At 59.2% G+C, this 16968-nt stretch carries 20 protein-coding genes and 1 tRNA gene; 14 read left to right on the forward strand and 7 right to left on the reverse strand.

Annotation, left to right across the window (positions count from 1 at the left end; translation table 11 throughout):
- Window positions 1–15: 15 nt before the first annotated feature.
- Together C4J91_RS07425 and C4J91_RS07430 are read left to right on the forward strand one after the other, a co-directional pair.
- On the forward strand, window positions 16–270 hold the full coding sequence (locus tag C4J91_RS07425; protein ID WP_049709510.1) for a succinate dehydrogenase assembly factor 2: 255 nt from the start codon (window positions 16–18) through the stop codon (window positions 268–270).
- Entirely contained in the window at window positions 254–700 is a 447-nt protein-coding gene (locus C4J91_RS07430) for a protein YgfX (RefSeq protein WP_124361731.1), read from the forward strand. The genes C4J91_RS07425 and C4J91_RS07430 overlap by 17 nt, the downstream gene beginning before the upstream one ends.
- Here C4J91_RS07430 and nadB read toward each other — a convergent pair.
- A complete protein-coding gene (nadB, locus tag C4J91_RS07435; RefSeq protein ID WP_124361732.1) occupies window positions 669–2285 on the reverse strand; it encodes an L-aspartate oxidase in 1617 nt (538 codons plus the stop codon). The genes C4J91_RS07430 and nadB overlap by 32 nt on opposite strands.
- 463 nt (window positions 2286–2748) lie before the next feature.
- Between nadB and rpoE the strand changes: the two genes are divergently transcribed.
- From rpoE to C4J91_RS07455, 4 genes are all read left to right on the forward strand, one after another.
- Window positions 2749–3330, forward strand: coding sequence for an RNA polymerase sigma factor RpoE (rpoE, locus tag C4J91_RS07440; RefSeq protein WP_003172477.1), 582 nt, complete (start codon window positions 2749–2751; stop codon window positions 3328–3330).
- 32 nt (window positions 3331–3362) lie between these two features.
- On the forward strand, window positions 3363–3950 hold the full coding sequence (locus C4J91_RS07445) for a sigma-E factor negative regulatory protein (protein ID WP_057723059.1): 588 nt from the start codon (window positions 3363–3365) through the stop codon (window positions 3948–3950).
- Between the two features lie 16 nt (window positions 3951–3966).
- Window positions 3967–4926, forward strand: coding sequence for a MucB/RseB C-terminal domain-containing protein (locus tag C4J91_RS07450; RefSeq protein ID WP_124361733.1), 960 nt, complete (start codon window positions 3967–3969; stop codon window positions 4924–4926).
- 235 nt (window positions 4927–5161) lie between these two features.
- Entirely contained in the window at window positions 5162–6601 is a 1440-nt protein-coding gene (locus C4J91_RS07455; protein WP_124361734.1) for a DegQ family serine endoprotease, read from the forward strand.
- A gap of 67 nt (window positions 6602–6668) precedes the next feature.
- On the opposite strand, the gene C4J91_RS07460 is transcribed toward C4J91_RS07455, so the two are convergent.
- A complete protein-coding gene (locus C4J91_RS07460) occupies window positions 6669–8102 on the reverse strand; it encodes a M48 family metalloprotease (protein WP_124361735.1) in 1434 nt (477 codons plus the stop codon).
- A 95-nt stretch (window positions 8103–8197) separates the two neighbouring features.
- Between C4J91_RS07460 and C4J91_RS07465 the strand changes: the two genes are divergently transcribed.
- Window positions 8198–8437 (forward strand): sulfurtransferase TusA family protein, encoded by a 240-nt coding sequence (locus C4J91_RS07465; RefSeq protein WP_124361736.1) that lies wholly within the window; start codon window positions 8198–8200, stop codon window positions 8435–8437.
- Between the two features lie 19 nt (window positions 8438–8456).
- Here the strand turns inward: C4J91_RS07465 and C4J91_RS07470 are convergent, their stop codons facing one another.
- Window positions 8457–8930 carry a peroxiredoxin gene (locus C4J91_RS07470; RefSeq protein WP_124361737.1) on the reverse strand — a complete coding sequence of 158 codons (474 nt, stop codon included), beginning with the start codon at window positions 8928–8930 and terminating at the stop codon, window positions 8457–8459.
- Between the two features lie 10 nt (window positions 8931–8940).
- Window positions 8941–9501, reverse strand: a complete 561-nt coding sequence (locus tag C4J91_RS07475; RefSeq protein ID WP_003189463.1) for a glycine cleavage system protein R — start codon at window positions 9499–9501, stop codon at window positions 8941–8943.
- A 262-nt stretch (window positions 9502–9763) separates the two neighbouring features.
- Here C4J91_RS07475 and dapA point away from each other — a divergent pair, with 262 nt between their 5' ends.
- From dapA to C4J91_RS07510, 7 genes are all read left to right on the forward strand, one after another.
- Window positions 9764–10642, forward strand: coding sequence for a 4-hydroxy-tetrahydrodipicolinate synthase (gene dapA / locus C4J91_RS07480; protein WP_124361738.1), 879 nt, complete (start codon window positions 9764–9766; stop codon window positions 10640–10642).
- Window positions 10643–10659: 17 nt separating this feature from the next.
- Window positions 10660–11775, forward strand: coding sequence for an outer membrane protein assembly factor BamC (gene bamC, locus C4J91_RS07485; RefSeq protein ID WP_124361739.1), 1116 nt, complete (start codon window positions 10660–10662; stop codon window positions 11773–11775).
- Between the two features lie 4 nt (window positions 11776–11779).
- Complete coding sequence (locus tag C4J91_RS07490; RefSeq protein ID WP_124361740.1) at window positions 11780–12538, forward strand: MBL fold metallo-hydrolase; 759 nt, start codon at window positions 11780–11782, stop codon at window positions 12536–12538.
- Between the two features lie 27 nt (window positions 12539–12565).
- On the forward strand, window positions 12566–13279 hold the full coding sequence (gene purC, locus C4J91_RS07495; protein WP_048726015.1) for a phosphoribosylaminoimidazolesuccinocarboxamide synthase: 714 nt from the start codon (window positions 12566–12568) through the stop codon (window positions 13277–13279).
- An 83-nt stretch (window positions 13280–13362) separates the two neighbouring features.
- Window positions 13363–13452, forward strand: a tRNA-Ser gene (locus C4J91_RS07500).
- A gap of 121 nt (window positions 13453–13573) precedes the next feature.
- On the forward strand, window positions 13574–13969 hold the full coding sequence (locus C4J91_RS07505; RefSeq protein WP_124361741.1) for a nucleotidyltransferase domain-containing protein: 396 nt from the start codon (window positions 13574–13576) through the stop codon (window positions 13967–13969).
- Window positions 13959–14402, forward strand: a complete 444-nt coding sequence (locus tag C4J91_RS07510) for a DUF86 domain-containing protein (RefSeq protein ID WP_124361742.1) — start codon at window positions 13959–13961, stop codon at window positions 14400–14402. The genes C4J91_RS07505 and C4J91_RS07510 overlap by 11 nt, the downstream gene beginning before the upstream one ends.
- Before the next feature lie 425 nt (window positions 14403–14827).
- On the opposite strand, the gene C4J91_RS07520 is transcribed toward C4J91_RS07510, so the two are convergent.
- From C4J91_RS07520 to C4J91_RS07530, 3 genes are all read right to left on the reverse strand, one after another.
- Window positions 14828–16054, reverse strand: a complete 1227-nt coding sequence (locus C4J91_RS07520) for an MFS transporter (protein WP_124361743.1) — start codon at window positions 16052–16054, stop codon at window positions 14828–14830.
- Between the two features lie 218 nt (window positions 16055–16272).
- Entirely contained in the window at window positions 16273–16590 is a 318-nt protein-coding gene (locus C4J91_RS07525; RefSeq protein WP_124361744.1) for a type II toxin-antitoxin system RelE/ParE family toxin, read from the reverse strand.
- On the reverse strand, window positions 16587–16868 hold the full coding sequence (locus tag C4J91_RS07530) for a type II toxin-antitoxin system ParD family antitoxin (protein ID WP_177412848.1): 282 nt from the start codon (window positions 16866–16868) through the stop codon (window positions 16587–16589). Before C4J91_RS07530 ends, C4J91_RS07525 begins: the two co-directional genes overlap by 4 nt.
- Window positions 16869–16968: the final 100 nt, after the last annotated feature.

Genomic DNA, 16968 nt, shown 5'->3' on the forward strand with positions numbered 1-16968 from the left:
TTTGAGGAGCGTTCCATGGTCGAAGATGTAGAAATCAATCGCCTCTACTGGCACAGCCGTCGCGGCATGCTGGAACTGGACGTGTTGCTGGTGCCTTTCACCAAAGAAGTCTACGCGACGCTCAACAAGGTAGATCGCGACCTTTACGTACGGCTGCTGGAATGCGAAGACCAGGACATGTTTGGCTGGTTCATGGAGCGCGCCGAATCGGAAGATCCGGAACTGCAACGCATGGTTCGGATGATCCTGGACCGTGTCCAGCCCAAGTAACCGTTTTGAGTGCCGCTGGCAGGCCTCACGGCTGTTGCTGGCGGCGTATCTGATTGCGCAACTGTTTGCATTGGGTGCCTGTCTGGTAGTCGATCTGCCGCTTGCATCCCTTGGCATGCTGGCGTGCCTGGCCCACGCCGCCTGGGTGTTGCCGCGGCATGTGTTGCTGACTCACCGCTCGTCGATTCGGGGCCTGCGCCGCGATGAGGATGGCTGGCAATTGTTCAGCGCCGAGCGCGGCTGGCACAGCGTGCAGTTACGGCCCGACAGCCTGGCGCTGCCGCTGGTCGTGGTGCTGCGCTATCGGGTGCAAGGTGAACGATGGGTGCGCTCGACGTGCGTGCCTCACGACGCGCAGGCTGCGGATATGCATCGGCGCCTGCGCGTACGCTTGAAGTTCAGTCGCCGTAGGTGGCTGGCACCAGAATAGTGTCGCGGGCCTCAGGCAACATCTGCGGGTAGTCGAGGGTGTAATGCAGCCCTCGGCTTTCCTTGCGCGCCATGGCCGAGCGGATCATCAACTCGGCGACTTGGGCCAGGTTGCGTAATTCGATCAGGTCGCGGCTGACTTTATAGTTGCTGTAGAACTCGTCGATTTCATCCAGCAGCAATCGCACCCGGTGCTGTGCCCGTTGCAGGCGCTTGTTGGTGCGCACGATCCCCACGTAGTCCCACATGAAGCGCCGCAGCTCGTCCCAGTTGTGCGCGATGATCACGTCTTCGTCCGAATCCGTCACCTGGCTGGCATCCCAGCGCGGCAGGGCGGCCGGCACCGCGATGCGCGGCAGTTGTTCGAGGATGTCCGCCGCCGCCGAGCGCGCATACACAAAGCATTCGAGCAGCGAGTTGCTGGCCATGCGGTTGGCGCCGTGCAGGCCGGTGAAACTGGTTTCGCCAATGGCGTACAGGCCGGGCACGTCGGTGCGGCCATGCTGGTCGACCATTACGCCGCCGCAGGTGTAATGCGCGGCAGGCACGACCGGGATCGGGCCTTTGGTGATGTCGATGTTGAAGGTCAGGCAGCGTTCATAGACGGTGGGGAAGTGCGTCTTGATGAAGGCTTCGGGTTTGTGGCTGATGTCCAGGTAGACGCAGTCGATGCCCAGGCGCTTCATCTCATGGTCGATGGCGCGGGCGACGATGTCGCGCGGTGCCAGCTCGGCGCGCGGGTCGAAGCGTTGCATGAAGCGTTCGCCATTGGGCAGCTTCAAGTGTGCACCTTCCCCGCGCAGCGCCTCGGTGATCAGGAAACTCTTGGCCTGGGGGTGGTACAGGCAAGTGGGGTGGAACTGGTTGAATTCCAGGTTCGCCACCCGGCAGCCCGAGCGCCAGGCCATAGCGATGCCGTCGCCGCAGGCCCCGTCGGGGTTGCTGGTATAGAGGTAGACCTTGGCCGCGCCACCTGAGGCAAGGATGGTGAAGCGCGCGCCGTAGGTGTCGACTTCGCCGCTGGTGCGGTTGAGCACATAGGCGCCGAGGCAGCGCTCGCCGGGAAGGCCCAGGCGTTTTTCGGTGATCAGGTCGACGGCGACTCGCTGCTCCAGTAATTCGATGTTGGGGCGTTGGCGAGCCTGGTCGAGCAAGGTCCTGAAAATGGCGGCGCCGGTGGCGTCGGCGGCATGGATGATGCGGCGGTGGCTGTGGCCGCCCTCACGGGTCAGATGGAACTCGAAGCCGCCGTCATCGCTGCCCGCGTGTTCATCGCGGGTAAAGGGCACACCCTGGTCGATCAGCCATTGGATCGCCTCGCGACTATGCTCGACGGTGAAGCGCACCGCGTCTTCATTGCACAGGCCGCCGCCGGCATTGAGGGTGTCTTCGACATGGGACTGTACGGTGTCGGTGTCGTCCAGTACGGCAGCGACGCCGCCCTGTGCCCAGAATGTCGAACCGTTGGCCAAGTCGCCTTTGCTCAGTACGGCTATACGCAGATGGCTTGGGAGGGTCAGTGCCAGGCTCAGGCCGGCGGCGCCGCTGCCGATCACCAGGACATCGTGTTGAAACTGTTGGCTCATTGAATGGATTCCGCAAAAAGCGATCCGAAGAGGAGGCGCAAGCAGGACGCCTGGATCGGCGAATCAAAGGGGCACACGGACCACTAGTATATAGAGGGGTGGAGCGGCACAATAGCCAGGCATTCGTGGCATTGTGAGATTACGGTGCACAGCACCCGGTTAAACAGCCAGTCAGCGAGCGGGAACTTTTTGCATAAGCCCCGACTCAATAGCAGGTTGCCCGAAAGCTGGGAAAAACGTTGTGTTTATTGGCCCGTCGGGAGCATTGGACGCGTCAGAAAACCGACGAAAAGATTATTCGCGCAGCCGGCGTTGCCTGAGCTGCGTTTTTCGTGTGTGCCAAATCAGTGCGTGCCGGAAACTTGCTTGAAGGGGGAGAACTTTTGCGAAAAGCCCGAGTCTATGTTTACAAGCCTGATCGTTTAGTTATGCAAGCCTCCTTCGAGTACAACGAGGAGTGTTCATGCTAACCCAGGAAGAGGATCAGCAGCTGGTCGAGCGCGTACAACGCGGCGACAAGCGCGCATTTGATCTGCTAGTGCTGAAATATCAGCACAAAATTCTCGGGTTGATCGTGCGGTTTGTGCACGACACCCATGAAGCGCAGGACGTTGCACAGGAAGCCTTTATCAAGGCGTACCGTGCACTGGGCAATTTCCGCGGTGATAGTGCGTTTTACACGTGGCTATATCGCATCGCCATTAACACGGCGAAGAACTATCTGGTGTCTCGCGGCCGCCGCCCACCAGACAGTGATGTCAGTTCAGAAGATGCTGAATTCTATGATGGTGATCACGGCCTCAAAGATCTCGAGTCGCCGGAGCGTGCGTTGCTGCGCGACGAAATCGAGGGAACCGTTCATCGAACAATTCAGCAACTGCCAGAAGATTTGCGTACGGCGTTAACTTTACGTGAATTCGATGGTCTGAGTTACGAAGACATTGCGAGCGTCATGCAATGTCCGGTGGGGACTGTAAGGTCACGGATTTTCCGGGCCCGGGAAGCCATCGACAAAGCCTTGCAACCGTTGTTGCAGGAAAACTAAAGACAGCGGCGACAGCCAAGAGAGGAACCGCCATGAGTCGTGATGCCCTGCAGGAATCGCTGTCCGCAGTGATGGATAACGAAGCGGATGAACTGGAACTTCGTCGAGTGCTCAACGCATTTGATGATGCCCAAACCCGTGATACCTGGTCTCGTTACCAAGTCGCTCGGGCGGTGATGCACAAGGATCTTCTAATCCCTCGTCTGGATATTGCTGCGGCCGTTTCTGCCGCGTTGGCCGATGAAGCCGTTCCGGCAAAAGCTGCTCGTGGTCCATGGCGTAGCCTGGGTCGTCTGGCAGTCGCTGCTTCGGTGACCGTCGCCGTACTGGCCGGTGTTCGTCTATACAACCAAGACGAAATCGCTGGTGCCGAACTGGCCCAGCAGACTCAGCAACCGGTCATGGCCGGTCCGCAAGTCAAAGGCCCGGCTGTACTGGCTGGCTACAAGGAAAGCTCTGATACCGCCGGCCCTATGGCTAACGGTGTGCTTCAGGGGCAATCCGGCTGGCAGGACCAGCGTCTCCCAGGCTACCTGCGTCAACATGCACAGGAAGCGGCTGGCAAGAACGCTGAAAGTGCTCTGCCATACGCTCGCGCAGCAAGCCTGGAAAACCGCTGAACCGCTAAGGAGCCCTATGCGCGCCATACCGCTCCTTACGCTCTTGTTCAGTAGTTGGTTTGCACTATCCGCCCATGCCGATGAAGCCCAAGACTGGCTGACTCGACTTGGGCGTGCGGAGCAGCAGCAAAGCTTTCAAGGTACGTTCATCTATGAGCGTAACGGCAGTTTTTCTACCTACGATATCTGGCACCTTGTCCAGGACGGTCAGGTCAGGGAGCGGCTTTTGCAGCTCGATGGTTCTGCCCAAGAAGTCGTGCGGGTAGAAGGTCACACTCAGTGCGTCAGCGGCACCCTTGTCGCCGGCCTGGGTAATTCCCGTGACAGTGCGTCACGTTCGCTGAACCCGCAAAAACTCAATCAATTCTACGAGCTGGCCGTTATCGGCAAATCTCGCGTGGCCGGTCGTAATGCAATTATTGTTTCGATCACCCCGCGCGACCCTTACCGCTATGGTTTCGAGTTGCACCTGGATCGTGAAACCGCGTTACCCCTCAAGTCGTTGCTACTCAGCGAGCAGGGGCGACTGCTGGAGCGCTTTCAGTTTGTTCGATTGAATACGTCTGCCTCTCCCGTTGATCGAGACTTGCAGCCCAGCAGCGAATGCACGCCTGTTGCGATTGGCCGCAGCGAGACATCGCAAACGCCCGCCTCCAACGCGTGGCACCTGGACTGGTTGCCGCCTGGCTTTGAGCTGAGTAGCACTACATCGCGCAGAGACCCGCAGACAAAATCCACCCTCGACAGCTTGATGTACGATGATGGGCTTGCACGTTTCTCGGTATTTCTTGAACCCACCGACGGCGCGAGTGTGTCGGAAACCCGCACTCAGCTTGGGCCTACGGTTGCGGTGTCGCGGCATGTGAATACGGTGGACGGGCAGATGATGGTGACGGTTGTCGGAGAAATCCCAATCGGCACCGCTGAGCGCATCGCGTTGTCGGTTCGCGGTGAAAAGGCCGCAGCCAATCCGTGAGTCGTTAATCCAGTGTTCATCCTGATCTTTCACCCTGCTGCCATGCTAGGGTGCCTGTCGAGAGCATGAAATGTCTGGATCAGCATTTTCACTTGCAAAAAATCCTTATGTTTTTTATAGGTCAGGGCTTCTCGGCCCTTGCCTTGTTTTGTTCGCGGAACAAAAAATGCCGGGCGCGGTTTCCGGCTTTTTTTGAACCCTGTCGCTCAACCCTGCTCGTCGTAACGGGAGCTGTATGTCGATACCACGTTTGAAATCTTACTTATCCATAGTCGCCACGGTGCTGGTGCTGGGTCAGGCCGTGCCCGCACAAGCGGTCGAGCTGCCTGATTTCACCCAACTGGTGGAGCAGGCCTCGCCTGCGGTGGTGAACATCAGTACCACGCAGAAATTGCCGGATCGCAAAGTTTCGAACCAGCAGATGCCCGACTTGGAAGGCTTGCCGCCGATGCTGCGCGAGTTTTTCGAGCGAGGCATGCCGCAACCACGCACCCCGCGCGGTGGTGGCGGTGGCCAGCGCGAAGCGCAGTCCCTGGGCTCCGGTTTCATCATTTCGCCCGACGGCTATATCCTCACCAATAACCACGTGATTGCCGATGCTGACGAGATCCTCGTGCGCCTGGCCGACCGCAGTGAGTTGAAAGCCAAGCTGGTCGGCACCGACCCGCGTTCCGACGTGGCCTTGCTGAAAATCGAAGGCAAAGACTTGCCGGTGCTTAAACTGGGTAAATCCCAGGACCTGAAAGCAGGCCAGTGGGTGGTGGCGATCGGTTCGCCGTTCGGTTTTGACCACACCGTCACCCAGGGCATTGTCAGCGCCATCGGCCGCAGCCTGCCCAATGAAAACTATGTGCCGTTCATCCAGACCGACGTGCCGATCAACCCAGGCAACTCCGGCGGGCCGCTGTTCAACCTGGCCGGCGAAGTAGTCGGGATCAACTCGCAGATCTACACCCGCTCCGGTGGTTTCATGGGCGTGTCTTTCGCGATTCCGATCGACGTGGCGATGGACGTTTCCAATCAGTTGAAGGCCGGTGGCAAAGTGAGTCGCGGTTGGCTGGGCGTGGTGATCCAGGAAGTGAACAAGGACCTCGCTGAGTCTTTCGGTCTCGATAAGCCGGCGGGTGCACTGGTCGCGCAGATCCAGGACGACGGCCCGGCTGCCAAAGGCGGCCTGCGGGTTGGCGACGTGATCCTGAGCATGAACGGCCAACCGATCATCATGTCGGCTGACTTGCCGCATCTGGTCGGCGCACTCAAGGCGGGCAGCAAAGCCAAGCTGGAAGTGATTCGTGACGGCAAGCGCCAGAATGTCGAGCTCACCGTGGGGGCAATCCCGGAAGAGGGCGCGACCCTGGATGCTCTGGGTAACGCCAAGCCAGGCGCCGAGCGCAGCAGCAACCGCTTGGGCATTGCGGTAGTTGAGCTGACTGCCGAGCAGAAGAAAACCTTCGATCTCAAGAGCGGTGTCGTGATCAAGGAAGTGCTGGACGGCCCAGCCGCCTTGATCGGCCTGCAACCGGGCGATGTGATCACCCACCTGAACAATCAGGCGATCGATACCACCAAGGAATTCGCCGACATCGCCAAGGCGTTGCCGAAGAATCGTTCGGTGTCGATGCGCGTGCTGCGTCAGGGGCGTGCCAGCTTCATCACCTTCAAGCTGGCCGAGTAGCCTTCCAGCCCAATAAAAAGCCCCGCCATCGGTGAATGATGGCGGGGCTTTTTTGTGGGCGATGGGTTTAGCTCATCATCCCTTTCACCAGGCGCTCCTGTTCGATCAACTCGCGCTGGCGTGCATCGATGCGCGAGGACAGTGGGAAATTATTGCCTGCGCGGCGCTTGGCAAAGTCCAGTTGCTGGATGGCTTGCTGGAAGTCGCCCACCAGCGCGAAATATTCGGCGCGTGCCTGGTGCAGGCCGATGATATTGCCCGACAACCCACGGGTCTCGGCGACCTGATACCACACGTCCGGATCATCCGGGCGGGACTTGAGCAAGCCATTAAGGGCTTTCTCTGCATCAGCGGTGCGATTCTGCTTGAGCAGCAGATCTACGCGTACCTGGTTCAGCGGGTAGTTGCTGGGGTACTGGGCAAGCATGCGGTCAGTGCGTTGTTGTGCGTCTGGCATGCGATTGCTGGTGATGTCCAGCTCGATCTGCGCCAGGTTGTAGGTGATGTCGTTGGGCGCTTTGGCCAGCAGCGGTGCCAGGCTCTCCCGTGCTTCCTTGAGCTGGGTGCCCTTGATCTGGGCGATGGCCAGGCCATAACGCGCCACATCGTTCTTCGGGTTCTCGTCCAACTGCGCCTGGAAGCGCTTGGCGGCGAGGCCTGGCGTGTCTTCGTACTTCAATTGCACCCGAGCGCGGATTAACTGATAGCGCAGGCTGTCTTCCTTTCCGCCGGGTTTGGCCTGCTCGGCGCGGTTGCGGGTGTCGGCGATCCGCGATTCCGTCACCGGGTGCGTCAACAGGAATTCCGGCGGCTTGGCGTCGAAGCGGTACTGGCGCATCAGGCGCTCGAACATGGTAGGCATGGAGCGCGGGTCGTAGCCGGCTTTCTCCAGGTTGAGGATGCCGATACGGTCGGCCTCCTGTTCATTCTGCCGAGAAAATCGACGCTGCTCCTGGATCGCGGCGGCCTGGGAGCCGGCAATCGCGGCAATGCCTGCATCGCCAGCGCCGGCTGCGGCAGCAATGATGCCGCCGAGCAGGGCAGCCATCATCGGGATCTGCATGCGCGACTGCGCTTCCACGCCTCGAGCAAAGTGGCGCTGGGACAAATGCGCCAATTCGTGGGCCAGCACCGATGCGTATTCACCTTCGGTCTGGGCATTGAGGAACAAGCCGCCATTGACCCCGACGATCCCGCCGGGTGCGGCGAAGGCGTTGAGTTGTGGGCTGTTGATCAGGATGAATTCCAGGCGCCGGTCATTGACCTGGCTGGTCTCCACCAGCTTGTACACGCTGGTTTCGACGTAGTCCTTGAGCTGCGGGTCGTTGAGTTGCGAGACCTGGCCGCGCAGGTAGGCCAGCCAGGCGCGGCCCAGTTGATATTCCTGTTGCGGCGAGACAATGGCAGAACTGGCGTCGCCAAGTGAGGGCAGCTCGTCAGCGAAGGCCGGGGAGGCCAGCAGGCAGGCCAGCGTCAGCAGGGTAGGGCGCAGGAAAGTCATGCACAAAGCCTTTCGACAAAGAGCTTACTGTAGCCGGACACTGAGCTTCGGACCAGATATTCTAAGCAGCTCAAATGTTTGCCTGGAGTAACACCATGACCGACGCTGTAGCCTTTGACGCCGAACTCGACGCCAGCGGCCTCAACTGTCCGCTGCCCTTGCTCAAGGCCAAGCTGGAGCTCAATCGACTGGCCAGCGGGGCTGTACTCAAAGTGACCGCCACGGACGCAGGCTCCCAGCGCGACTTCCGCACCTTTGCCAAGCTGGCGGGCCACACGCTGGTCCAGGAAGAAGAAGCGGCAGGTGTGTACCGTTATTGGTTGCGCAAAGCCTGATGGCTTTATGGGCTGAAGATCAGCCCTTGTTCAGCGCCTGCGCCGCCGCTAAGACCGCGTCCACATGCCCTGGCACTTTCACGCCGCGCCATTCCTGACGGAGCACACCTTCGCTGTCGATCAGAAAGGTGCTGCGATCCACGCCCAGGTACTCCTTGCCGTACAGCTTCTTCAGTTTGATCACATCAAACAGCTGGCACACCGCTTCGTCTTTGTCGCTGATCAGCTCGAACGGAAACGCCTGCTTACTCTTGAAGTTCTCATGGGACTTCACGCTGTCGCGCGACACGCCAAACACTTCGGTATTGGCGGCCTGGAACGCGGCGTATTGGTCGCGAAAACCCTGGCCCTGGGTGGTGCAGCCTGGGGTGCTGTCTTTCGGGTAGAAATAGAGCACCACTTGCTTGCCCTTGAGGGCCGCAAGGCTGAAGGTCTGGCCGCTGGTGGCCTGGGCTTCGAAATCGGCTACGGGTGTGTCGATGGCTATCGGCATGGGCAAGTCCTTACATGGGGTTCTGTGGGCGCCAAGGCTCGATCAGGGCGTCAAGGTTCAGGGCGTCGGCGAAATCCAGGAACTGGTCGCGTAGCCAACTGATCTGCACGCCGGCCGGCAAGGTCACGGTGAAGGTGGCGTTGAGCATGGTGCCGCCGGTTTGTGGCGCCTGATAGGTGTCGCAGGTCAGGTTCTCCAACTCGACGTTGTGGTCGATAAAGAACTGGCACAGCTCGTTGACAATGTCCGAGCGGTAGGCCGAGCTGACATACGCCACATAAGGCAGGGCCTGTGGACGATTTTCCAGGGCTGCGCTGCGCACCACGTTAACGGTGAAGTCGTGCTTCTTGGCCAGGCCAGGCAGGCCGGTCTCCAGGCGCGCCAAGGCGTCCCAACTGCCGGAAATCTGCAGCACCAGCGCACTGCACTCGCCATGGCGGGTCAGGCGCGAGGTCACAACGGCGCAGCGGTTTTCATGGCTGGCGCGGCACAGGACGTTGGTCAGCTCCATGGGGTTGGCGCCGAGGGCACTGATAACAAGGAATTGTTCGCGAACTGTGGGGGTGGACATGCAGCCTTCCTAAAGCGATGAGCGGTCGATACCGTCAGAGCTGTATCGATCAAAGGATGAAGGGTAGCGAAAACCATCGCCAAGGGCTAGGAGGTGGCGTTTTCATTACGTGAACGGCGTGCTTCACGCGGTGCTTTGGTCCAATGATGGCATTGCCCGTCGTTTAGTTACGCCAGAACGCATCCTCGCACGGTACTTCGCTTGTACAAGCATCTTGGCGCCAGTACCATTACGGCTCTCTTTTTCCGGCAGGAGCGGTTGCATGATTGCGGGCAGTATGGTGGCACTGGTCACACCCATGGATGCACAAGGTCATCTCGACTGGGACAGCCTGGGCAAACTGGTGGACTTCCACCTGCAAGAAGGCACCAACGCCATCGTAGCGGTCGGCACCACAGGTGAATCGGCCACCCTCGATGTGGAAGAGCACATCCAGGTGATCGAGTTCGTGGTCAAGCGCGTTGCGGGCCGCATCGCCGTGATCGCCGGTACCGGCGCCAACTCGACGCGTGAAGCGATCGAGCTGACCAAAAACGCCAAGAAGGCCGGCGCCGATGCGTGCCTGCTGGTGACTCCGTATTACAACAAGCCGACTCAGGAAGGCCTGTACCAGCACTTTCGCACCATTGCCGAAGCTGTCGACATCCCGCAGATCCTCTACAACGTACCCGGCCGCACTGCGTGCGATATGAAAGCCGAGACGGTGATCCGCCTGTCCACCGTGCCGAACATCATCGGTATCAAGGAAGCCACCGGCGACCTGCAGCGCGCCAAGGACATCCTTGCCGGCGTGAGCAGCGATTTCCTGGTGTATTCCGGTGACGACGCCACCGCGGTCGAGCTGATGCTGCTGGGCGGCAAGGGCAACATTTCCGTGACCGCCAACGTCGCCCCGCGCGCCATGAGCGAAATGTGCGCCGCCGCCATTGCCGGTGACGCCACGACCGCACGTGCGATCCACGAGAAGCTGATGCCGCTCAACAAGACACTGTTTATCGAATCCAACCCTATTCCCGTGAAGTGGGCGCTGTTTGAGATGGGCCTGATGCCGGACGGTATCCGTCTGCCGCTCACCCGGCTCAGCGAAGCCTGTCACGAACCGCTGCGACAGGCCCTGCGCCAGTCCGGCGTCCTGGTTTAATTGAGGAAGCACTACGCATGAAGCGATTGGCCGGACTTTCCGCACTTGCCTTGATTATCTCCAGCACCAGTGGCTGCGGTTGGGTATGGGGCCCGGAAGGCTACTTCCGTGACCGCGGTAGCGATTACCTGGAAGCGCAAGCAACCAAACCGATGCAACTGCCGCCTGACGTGAGCGTCGCCAAGCGCCTCGACCCGCTGCTGCCTATTCCGCGCAATGTCGCCGATGACACCGTCAAGGGCGAATACGTGGTGCCACGCCCGCAACCGATCACGGCGGTGGCCGATGCCAGCGACTACAGCCTGCAGAAGAGTGGCGACAACCGCTGGATCGTGGCTCAGCGCCCACCCGCCGAAGTCTGGCCGGTGGCCGTGCAGTTCTTCCAGGACAACGGTTTCCGTCTCGACCAACAGCGTCCGCAGACCGGTGAGTTCACGACGGCCTGGCAGCGCGGCAGCGAACTGTCCGCCAACATGGCCCAGCGTCTGCAGGCCAGTGGTGTAGCCGCCGATAATGAAGCCCGTGTGCGAGTGCGCATCGAGCCAGGCGTGCAGCGCAATACCAGTGAAGTCTATGTGGTCAGCGCCGAGCGTCCTGCCGGCAGCACCGCCAACGTCGATTTCACCAACCGCTCGGTCAATACCGGTGTCGACGCCGCGCTGGTCGACGAGATGCTGGCCAGCATGAGCCGTATCTCCGAGAAGGGCGGCTCGGTTTCCCTGCTCGCCGCACGCGATTACGACACACCGAGCCGCGTCAGCCTTACCGAAGATGGCAGCGGCAACGTGGTGCTGAACCTGGGTGAAGACCTGGATCGTGCCTGGGCCAGCGTCGGTCGCGCGCTGGAGCAGGGTCCTTGGCGCGTTGAAGACATCAACCGCAGCCTGGGCCTGTACTACATCAACGTGGCTGAAAAGGCCGAGAAAAAAGACGACGAGCCAGGTTTCTTCGGCAAATTGTTCGGCAGCCAGCCGACCAAGGAAGAAGTCGAGACCCGCGCCGAGCGTTACCAGGTTCGTTTGAGCAAGGTTGGCGAGAGCGTGCAAGTCACGGTCGAGAAGAACATCAACACCGTCGCGCCAGCTGAAACAGCGCGCAAAGTGTTGGGCGTGATTCAGGACAACCTGGGCTGATCCGATGCGTTTTGCTGTTCTCGGTAGCGGTAGCCAAGGGAACGGCACGCTGGTCGCCCACGACGACACGTACGTACTGGTGGATTGTGGTTTCTCGTTAAGAGAAACCGAGCGGCGCCTGCTGCGCCTGGGGGTTCACCCCGCGCAGCTGAGCGCGATTCTGGTGACCCACGAACATGCCGATCACGTGCATGGCGTGGGTTTGCTGTCTCGGCGCTACAATCTTCCGGTGTATATGAGTCGCGGCACGTTGCGCGGGATGCGCAAACCCGTTGAACCCGCAGGTTTCCTGGCGGGAGGCGAGCAACTGCAGATCGGTGCCCTGAGCATCAGTGTTGTCGCGGTCGCTCACGATGCTCAGGAACCCACGCAATATGTATTCAGTGACGGCGAGCGGCGCTTCGGTGTGCTCACCGACCTGGGTTCCTACTGCGCCAAGGTGCTGGACGGTTACCGCGACCTCGATGCCTTGATGATCGAGTCCAATCACTGCCGGGACCTGCTGGCTCGCGGTCATTACCCCTACTTTCTCAAGCAGCGGGTGGGCGGCGAACTGGGACATTTGAACAACCATCAGGCGGCGTACCTGGTGTATGAGTTGGGCTGGCAAGACCTGCAACACCTGGTCCTGGCCCACCTGAGCAGCAAGAACAACCTGCCGACGCTTGCCCGGCAATGTTTTGTCGACACCCTCGGGTGCGACCCGGACTGGCTGCAACTGGCCGATCAAGATTCAGGGCTCGACTGGCGACATATCGCCTAGCCCACCTCACTCAAAGCGGAGCCCATCATGGAAAAACGTGAAGAACTCTACCGCGGCAAAGCCAAGTCGGTATACAAGACCGACGACGCCAACCGCCTGATCCTGCTGTTTCGCAACGACACCTCGGCGTTCGACGGTAAGCGCATCGAGCAGCTTGATCGCAAGGGTATGGTGAACAACAAGTTCAACGCTTTCATCATGCAGAAACTCGAAGAGGCCGGTATTCCGACCCAATTCGACAAACTGCTGGGCGACAATGAGTGCCTGGTCAAGAAGCTCGACATGATTCCCGTCGAATGCGTCGTGCGTAATTACGCTGCCGGCAGCCTGGTCAAGCGCCTGGGCGTGGAAGAGGGCCTCAAGCTCAATCCCTACACCTTCGAACTGTTCCTGAAGGACGACGCCAAGGGCGACCCGTTCATCAACGAATCCCACGTCGTGGCCTTCGGCTGGGGCACTGCTGAACAATTGGCGCGCATGAAAGAGTTGTCCCTCAAGGTCAACGACGTGCTGAGCAAACTGTTCGACGACGCCGGCCTCTTGCTGGTGGACTTCAAACTCGAATTCGGCGTGTTCCACGACGGCTCCATCGTCCTGGGCGACGAATTCAGCCCTGACGGCTGCCGCCTGTGGGACAAGGACACGAAGAAGAAGATGGACAAAGACCGCTTCCGCCAGGGCCTCGGTGACGTCATCGAAGCCTACGAAGAAGTCGCCAAGCGTCTCGGCGTACCGCTGTAATCGACGCAAGCATCTGATAGCACGGAAAAAAATCTCAACAGAGCTTTGCTTCCACGAAACAGGCTGTTATGATGCGCGCCGTTGGAGAGATGCCAGAGTGGCCGAATGGGACGGATTCGAAATCCGTTGTACCTTCACCGGTACCTAGGGTTCGAATCCCTATCTCTCCGCCATTATTTATAAACGAAAACCCCCAATAACTTTGATGTTGTTGGGGGTTTTTGTTTTTGTAGCAGAAATGCTCAGATGAATTCTGCTACGGTCATCACCACCTGATGACAATGTGGGTCGATCATGAATTTTGAAAAAGTGCTCACACATTTACAGGCTAATCTTCCAGGCCTGTTGGCGGTGTACGTCTTTGGTAGCCAGGTGACGGGGGAGGCCAATGCTGACAGCGATCTTGACTTGGCTGCGCTGATTGAGGGGAGCATTGACCCACTGCACTTGTGGCGTCTATCCGGAGAGTTGGCGGATATCGTCAAAGTCCCTGTTGATTTGCTGGACTTGCGTGCGGCTTCGACGGTCATGCAATACCAAGTCATAACGACTGGGCGTCGACTCTGGAGTAGGGACAGTCAGGCTGGTATTTTTGAAAGCTATATTCTCAGCGAGAAAACCGCGTTGGATTCTGCCAGGGCTGAGCTGCTAGTCGACATTCATAAGGACGGGACGGTATATGGTCGATGATGTACTCATTAACAAGGCTGCCAGCATCGAGCGTTGTGTTGCTCGAGCTCGCGAGGAATACGAAAAAGATCCTGCCAGTTTCGCCACCGATTTTACCCGTCAGGATGCGGCCATTCTCAATATTCAGCGCGCCTGCGAGGCCGCGCTGGACATGGGGCAGCATCTGATCCGTCGTGAGCGCCTGGGCGTTCCCCAGGGCGCTCGTGATGTGTTCGAATTGCTGGCACAGGGCGGATGGGTGAATCCTTCTTTGTTGACCAACCTGAAAAATATGGTCGGTTTCCGCAACATCGCAGTGCATGAGTATCAGACGCTTCAGTTGCCGATCACGGTTGCCATCATTACTAAACACCTGGGCGATTTTCTGGCATTCAGTTCATATGTTTTAACCAGGGATTCGGGCCAGCCGCCCGCTTCGAAAGACGCTCCATAATGCGTTTCCGCGCCCGTGTAGCCGGCAGCTAATCCTCAGTCACCAGATCGGGCGTGGAAGGCAATCGCCTCCGTTCGTCTACAAAGTGCGGCGCCTGAAGCTTCGGCTTTTTACCCTTTGATTCTGCTGACGACTTTTTATCGGTTTCCCGCACCGTTTCCCGTGGCCTCTTCTTCGCCTCGTCCGCAGTTACATATTCCCCTGTGACGGCATCTCGATATCTTGTTGGCATATAAGCTCCCTGAAAGTATGTCGCCACACCAGCGACCTTCTCAGGCTAGTCCAAGGAATTACGCACGCCCGTCTTGCGCTGGGAATTCTCATTACCAGGCTTTTCAATAAGCATGTTCAATAATCATCCACGCTCAAAATGAAAAAGCCTGCTGAACTCACGCTCAGCAGGCTTTTTCGCGGTCTCAACCCGGTCAGGCCGGCTGCGCCACCAAGCTATTACTCACTTTGCGTCCCAGCACCAATACCGTCGCAAAACCACATCCTACCAACACCGTCGCCAGGCTCAACAACACCGAGCTACCCATCTGATCGACAATTCGCCCACCAAAGAACGAGCCCAGGGCAATGATCACCTGAAACAGCGCGACAAACAGTGGCATGCCGCGCTCCACGTCCTTGGGGGCCACGACAAACATCCAGATGCTGGCGCAGGCCGGGAAAGCACCGAAGGCGAAGCCCCAAAGGGCTATCAGCATCGCGGCGCCGGTCATGCCGGTGGCGAAGTAGGGGAAGAGCGCGGTGCTGGTACCGATCATCAGCGCGACCAACAGCAGGGTGTTGCGGACGCTGCGGTTGGCGGCGAAGCCAGCGAAGACATTACCCATCACGCCAGCCACGCCATACAGCAGCAACAGTGAGCCAATCGTCGGGCCGTCAAAGCCTGAACTGTGTTTGAAAAACGGCGCGACATAGGTGTACGCGGCAAAGTGTGCCAGGCCGATCAGCAGTACGGCGATCAACCCGACCCGAGCTTGTGGGTTGATGAACAAGGCCGGCAGGTCGCGGATCTGAATGGCTTTTTCCGGGGTGAGTCGGGGCAGCAGGAAAACCTGCGCCAGCAACACCGGAATGCCCACCAGTGCGGTGACCAGGAAGGTCATGCGCCAGCCCATCAGGCCGCTGAGCCAGGTGCCGACAGGCACGCCCAATACGGTGGCCAGGGTCACGCCCATCATGATGATCGAGGTGGCTTTCGCCACGCCCACGCCCTTGGGCGCCAGCCTCCCGCTGAGCGCAATGGCCGTGGCCCAGAAGCCGCCAATACTGATGCCGAGCAGTACACGACCGAACAGCAATAGGTTGAAATCACTGGCGAAGGCCACCACCGAGTTGGCGATGATCATCACCAACGTCAGGCCGATCAGCAGATAGCGACGGTCCATGGTGCCGATGCTGACCGACAGAAACGGCGCGGCAAGCGCGGCCATGATGCCGGGCAGGGTCACCATCAGCCCGGCGTGACCGGCGCTGATACCCAGGTCGCTGGCGACATCGTTGAGCACGCCCACCGGGAGAAATTCGCTGGTGACCAGGGCGAAAGCGCCCACGGCGACCGAGAGAATCGCCAGCCACTGCTGTTTGACACTTTGTTGGTTATGTTCGGGAAGCCCGCTAGGGGCCTGGCTCGCGCTTGGCATGAATTGGGTTCCAAGAGGAATGTCGCCTGAAGCCAGGCGGGGGAGGGAATTTGGAAGGGATTATAGAAAGCAGTGTGGGCAATCGGGCAGGCGCTCGTTTCGATAGTAATCATCAGTGTCATCGATGTGACGAGGCGTGCACTTATTCAATCCGCGAGAAGAAATACTAAAAGCCTGCGGGCCCGTTTTCAGCAGGCTGTTTTATCCAGTGTTGGACGTTAACTCTCATCTCCCTGCAACAGCGCCGTGTAGTCTTGCCCGCCGTAAAATATCCCCACTATCGATACCGTTTCGCAGCCAGCCCTCACCCTGAAAGCAATGAGGGTGGTGCGACGATAATGGGTGATGCGCAAGCCTGTCAGCAGGTCGTCACGGCGCAGGCCACGCAAGGGAAACAGGGCAAGGTTTTCACAGTAGCTGACGAGATTGTCGACAAAACGCGCAGCCACAGTCGGGGAGCCGACATCGCTGATGTAGTCTTCGAGGGCATCGAGTTGCGCCAGGGCTTCAGGCGAAAAGACTACCGAGTAGCTCACGCTTTCCCTGTGCCTTTGCGCTGACGTTTGACTGCCATGTGTTCGCGGACCTGTTCAGCGGATAGCCCGAGCTCAGGCTCAGCCTCGAGGGCGGTCGCTGCAGGAATGACTTCATCCCTCAGCCAATCGTCCATGGCACGGTCACGTGCCAGCAGCACGCGCAGTCCATCGCGAATCACTTCACTTTCGCTGGCATATTCGCCGGCAGCCACCTTGGCTTTGACCAGGGCAGCCATTTCAATTGGCAACGTGATGCTCATTTGCTGGGTTGAGCGCATTTGGATGTCCGCCAGAGGTGAGTAGGATTCAATCCTACTCGACCATTGACGCGATGCAAGAAGCAGCTGATCGATGCCGATATCCGGCGTCTCGTCGTCC

This window comes from Pseudomonas sp. R3-52-08 (assembly GCF_003851745.1).
Lineage (GTDB): Bacteria > Pseudomonadota > Gammaproteobacteria > Pseudomonadales > Pseudomonadaceae > Aquipseudomonas.

Bases quoted from the DNA above. Each gene is read 5' to 3' on its own strand.
- C4J91_RS07460 (WP_124361735.1), bottom strand. From the start codon at position 8,102: ATGACTTTCCTGCGCCCTACCCTGCTGACGCTGGCCTGCCTGCTGGCC.
- C4J91_RS07475 (WP_003189463.1), bottom strand. From the start codon at position 9,501: ATGTCCACCCCCACAGTTCGCGAACAATTCCTTGTTATCAGTGCCCTC.
- bamC (WP_124361739.1), top strand. From the start codon at position 10,660: ATGAAGCGATTGGCCGGACTTTCCGCACTTGCCTTGATTATCTCCAGC.
- dapA (WP_124361738.1), top strand. From the start codon at position 9,764: ATGATTGCGGGCAGTATGGTGGCACTGGTCACACCCATGGATGCACAA.
- C4J91_RS07530 (WP_177412848.1), bottom strand. From the start codon at position 16,868: ATGCGCTCAACCCAGCAAATGAGCATCACGTTGCCAATTGAAATGGCT.
- C4J91_RS07450 (WP_124361733.1), top strand. From the start codon at position 3,967: ATGCGCGCCATACCGCTCCTTACGCTCTTGTTCAGTAGTTGGTTTGCA.
- purC (WP_048726015.1), top strand. From the start codon at position 12,566: ATGGAAAAACGTGAAGAACTCTACCGCGGCAAAGCCAAGTCGGTATAC.
- C4J91_RS07455 (WP_124361734.1), top strand. From the start codon at position 5,162: ATGTCGATACCACGTTTGAAATCTTACTTATCCATAGTCGCCACGGTG.
- C4J91_RS07465 (WP_124361736.1), top strand. From the start codon at position 8,198: ATGACCGACGCTGTAGCCTTTGACGCCGAACTCGACGCCAGCGGCCTC.
- nadB (WP_124361732.1), bottom strand. From the start codon at position 2,285: ATGAGCCAACAGTTTCAACACGATGTCCTGGTGATCGGCAGCGGCGCC.
- C4J91_RS07490 (WP_124361740.1), top strand. From the start codon at position 11,780: ATGCGTTTTGCTGTTCTCGGTAGCGGTAGCCAAGGGAACGGCACGCTG.
- C4J91_RS07520 (WP_124361743.1), bottom strand. From the start codon at position 16,054: ATGCCAAGCGCGAGCCAGGCCCCTAGCGGGCTTCCCGAACATAACCAA.
- C4J91_RS07470 (WP_124361737.1), bottom strand. From the start codon at position 8,930: ATGCCGATAGCCATCGACACACCCGTAGCCGATTTCGAAGCCCAGGCC.
- C4J91_RS07445 (WP_057723059.1), top strand. From the start codon at position 3,363: ATGAGTCGTGATGCCCTGCAGGAATCGCTGTCCGCAGTGATGGATAAC.
- C4J91_RS07425 (WP_049709510.1), top strand. From the start codon at position 16: ATGGTCGAAGATGTAGAAATCAATCGCCTCTACTGGCACAGCCGTCGC.
- rpoE (WP_003172477.1), top strand. From the start codon at position 2,749: ATGCTAACCCAGGAAGAGGATCAGCAGCTGGTCGAGCGCGTACAACGC.
- C4J91_RS07510 (WP_124361742.1), top strand. From the start codon at position 13,959: ATGGTCGATGATGTACTCATTAACAAGGCTGCCAGCATCGAGCGTTGT.
- C4J91_RS07505 (WP_124361741.1), top strand. From the start codon at position 13,574: ATGAATTTTGAAAAAGTGCTCACACATTTACAGGCTAATCTTCCAGGC.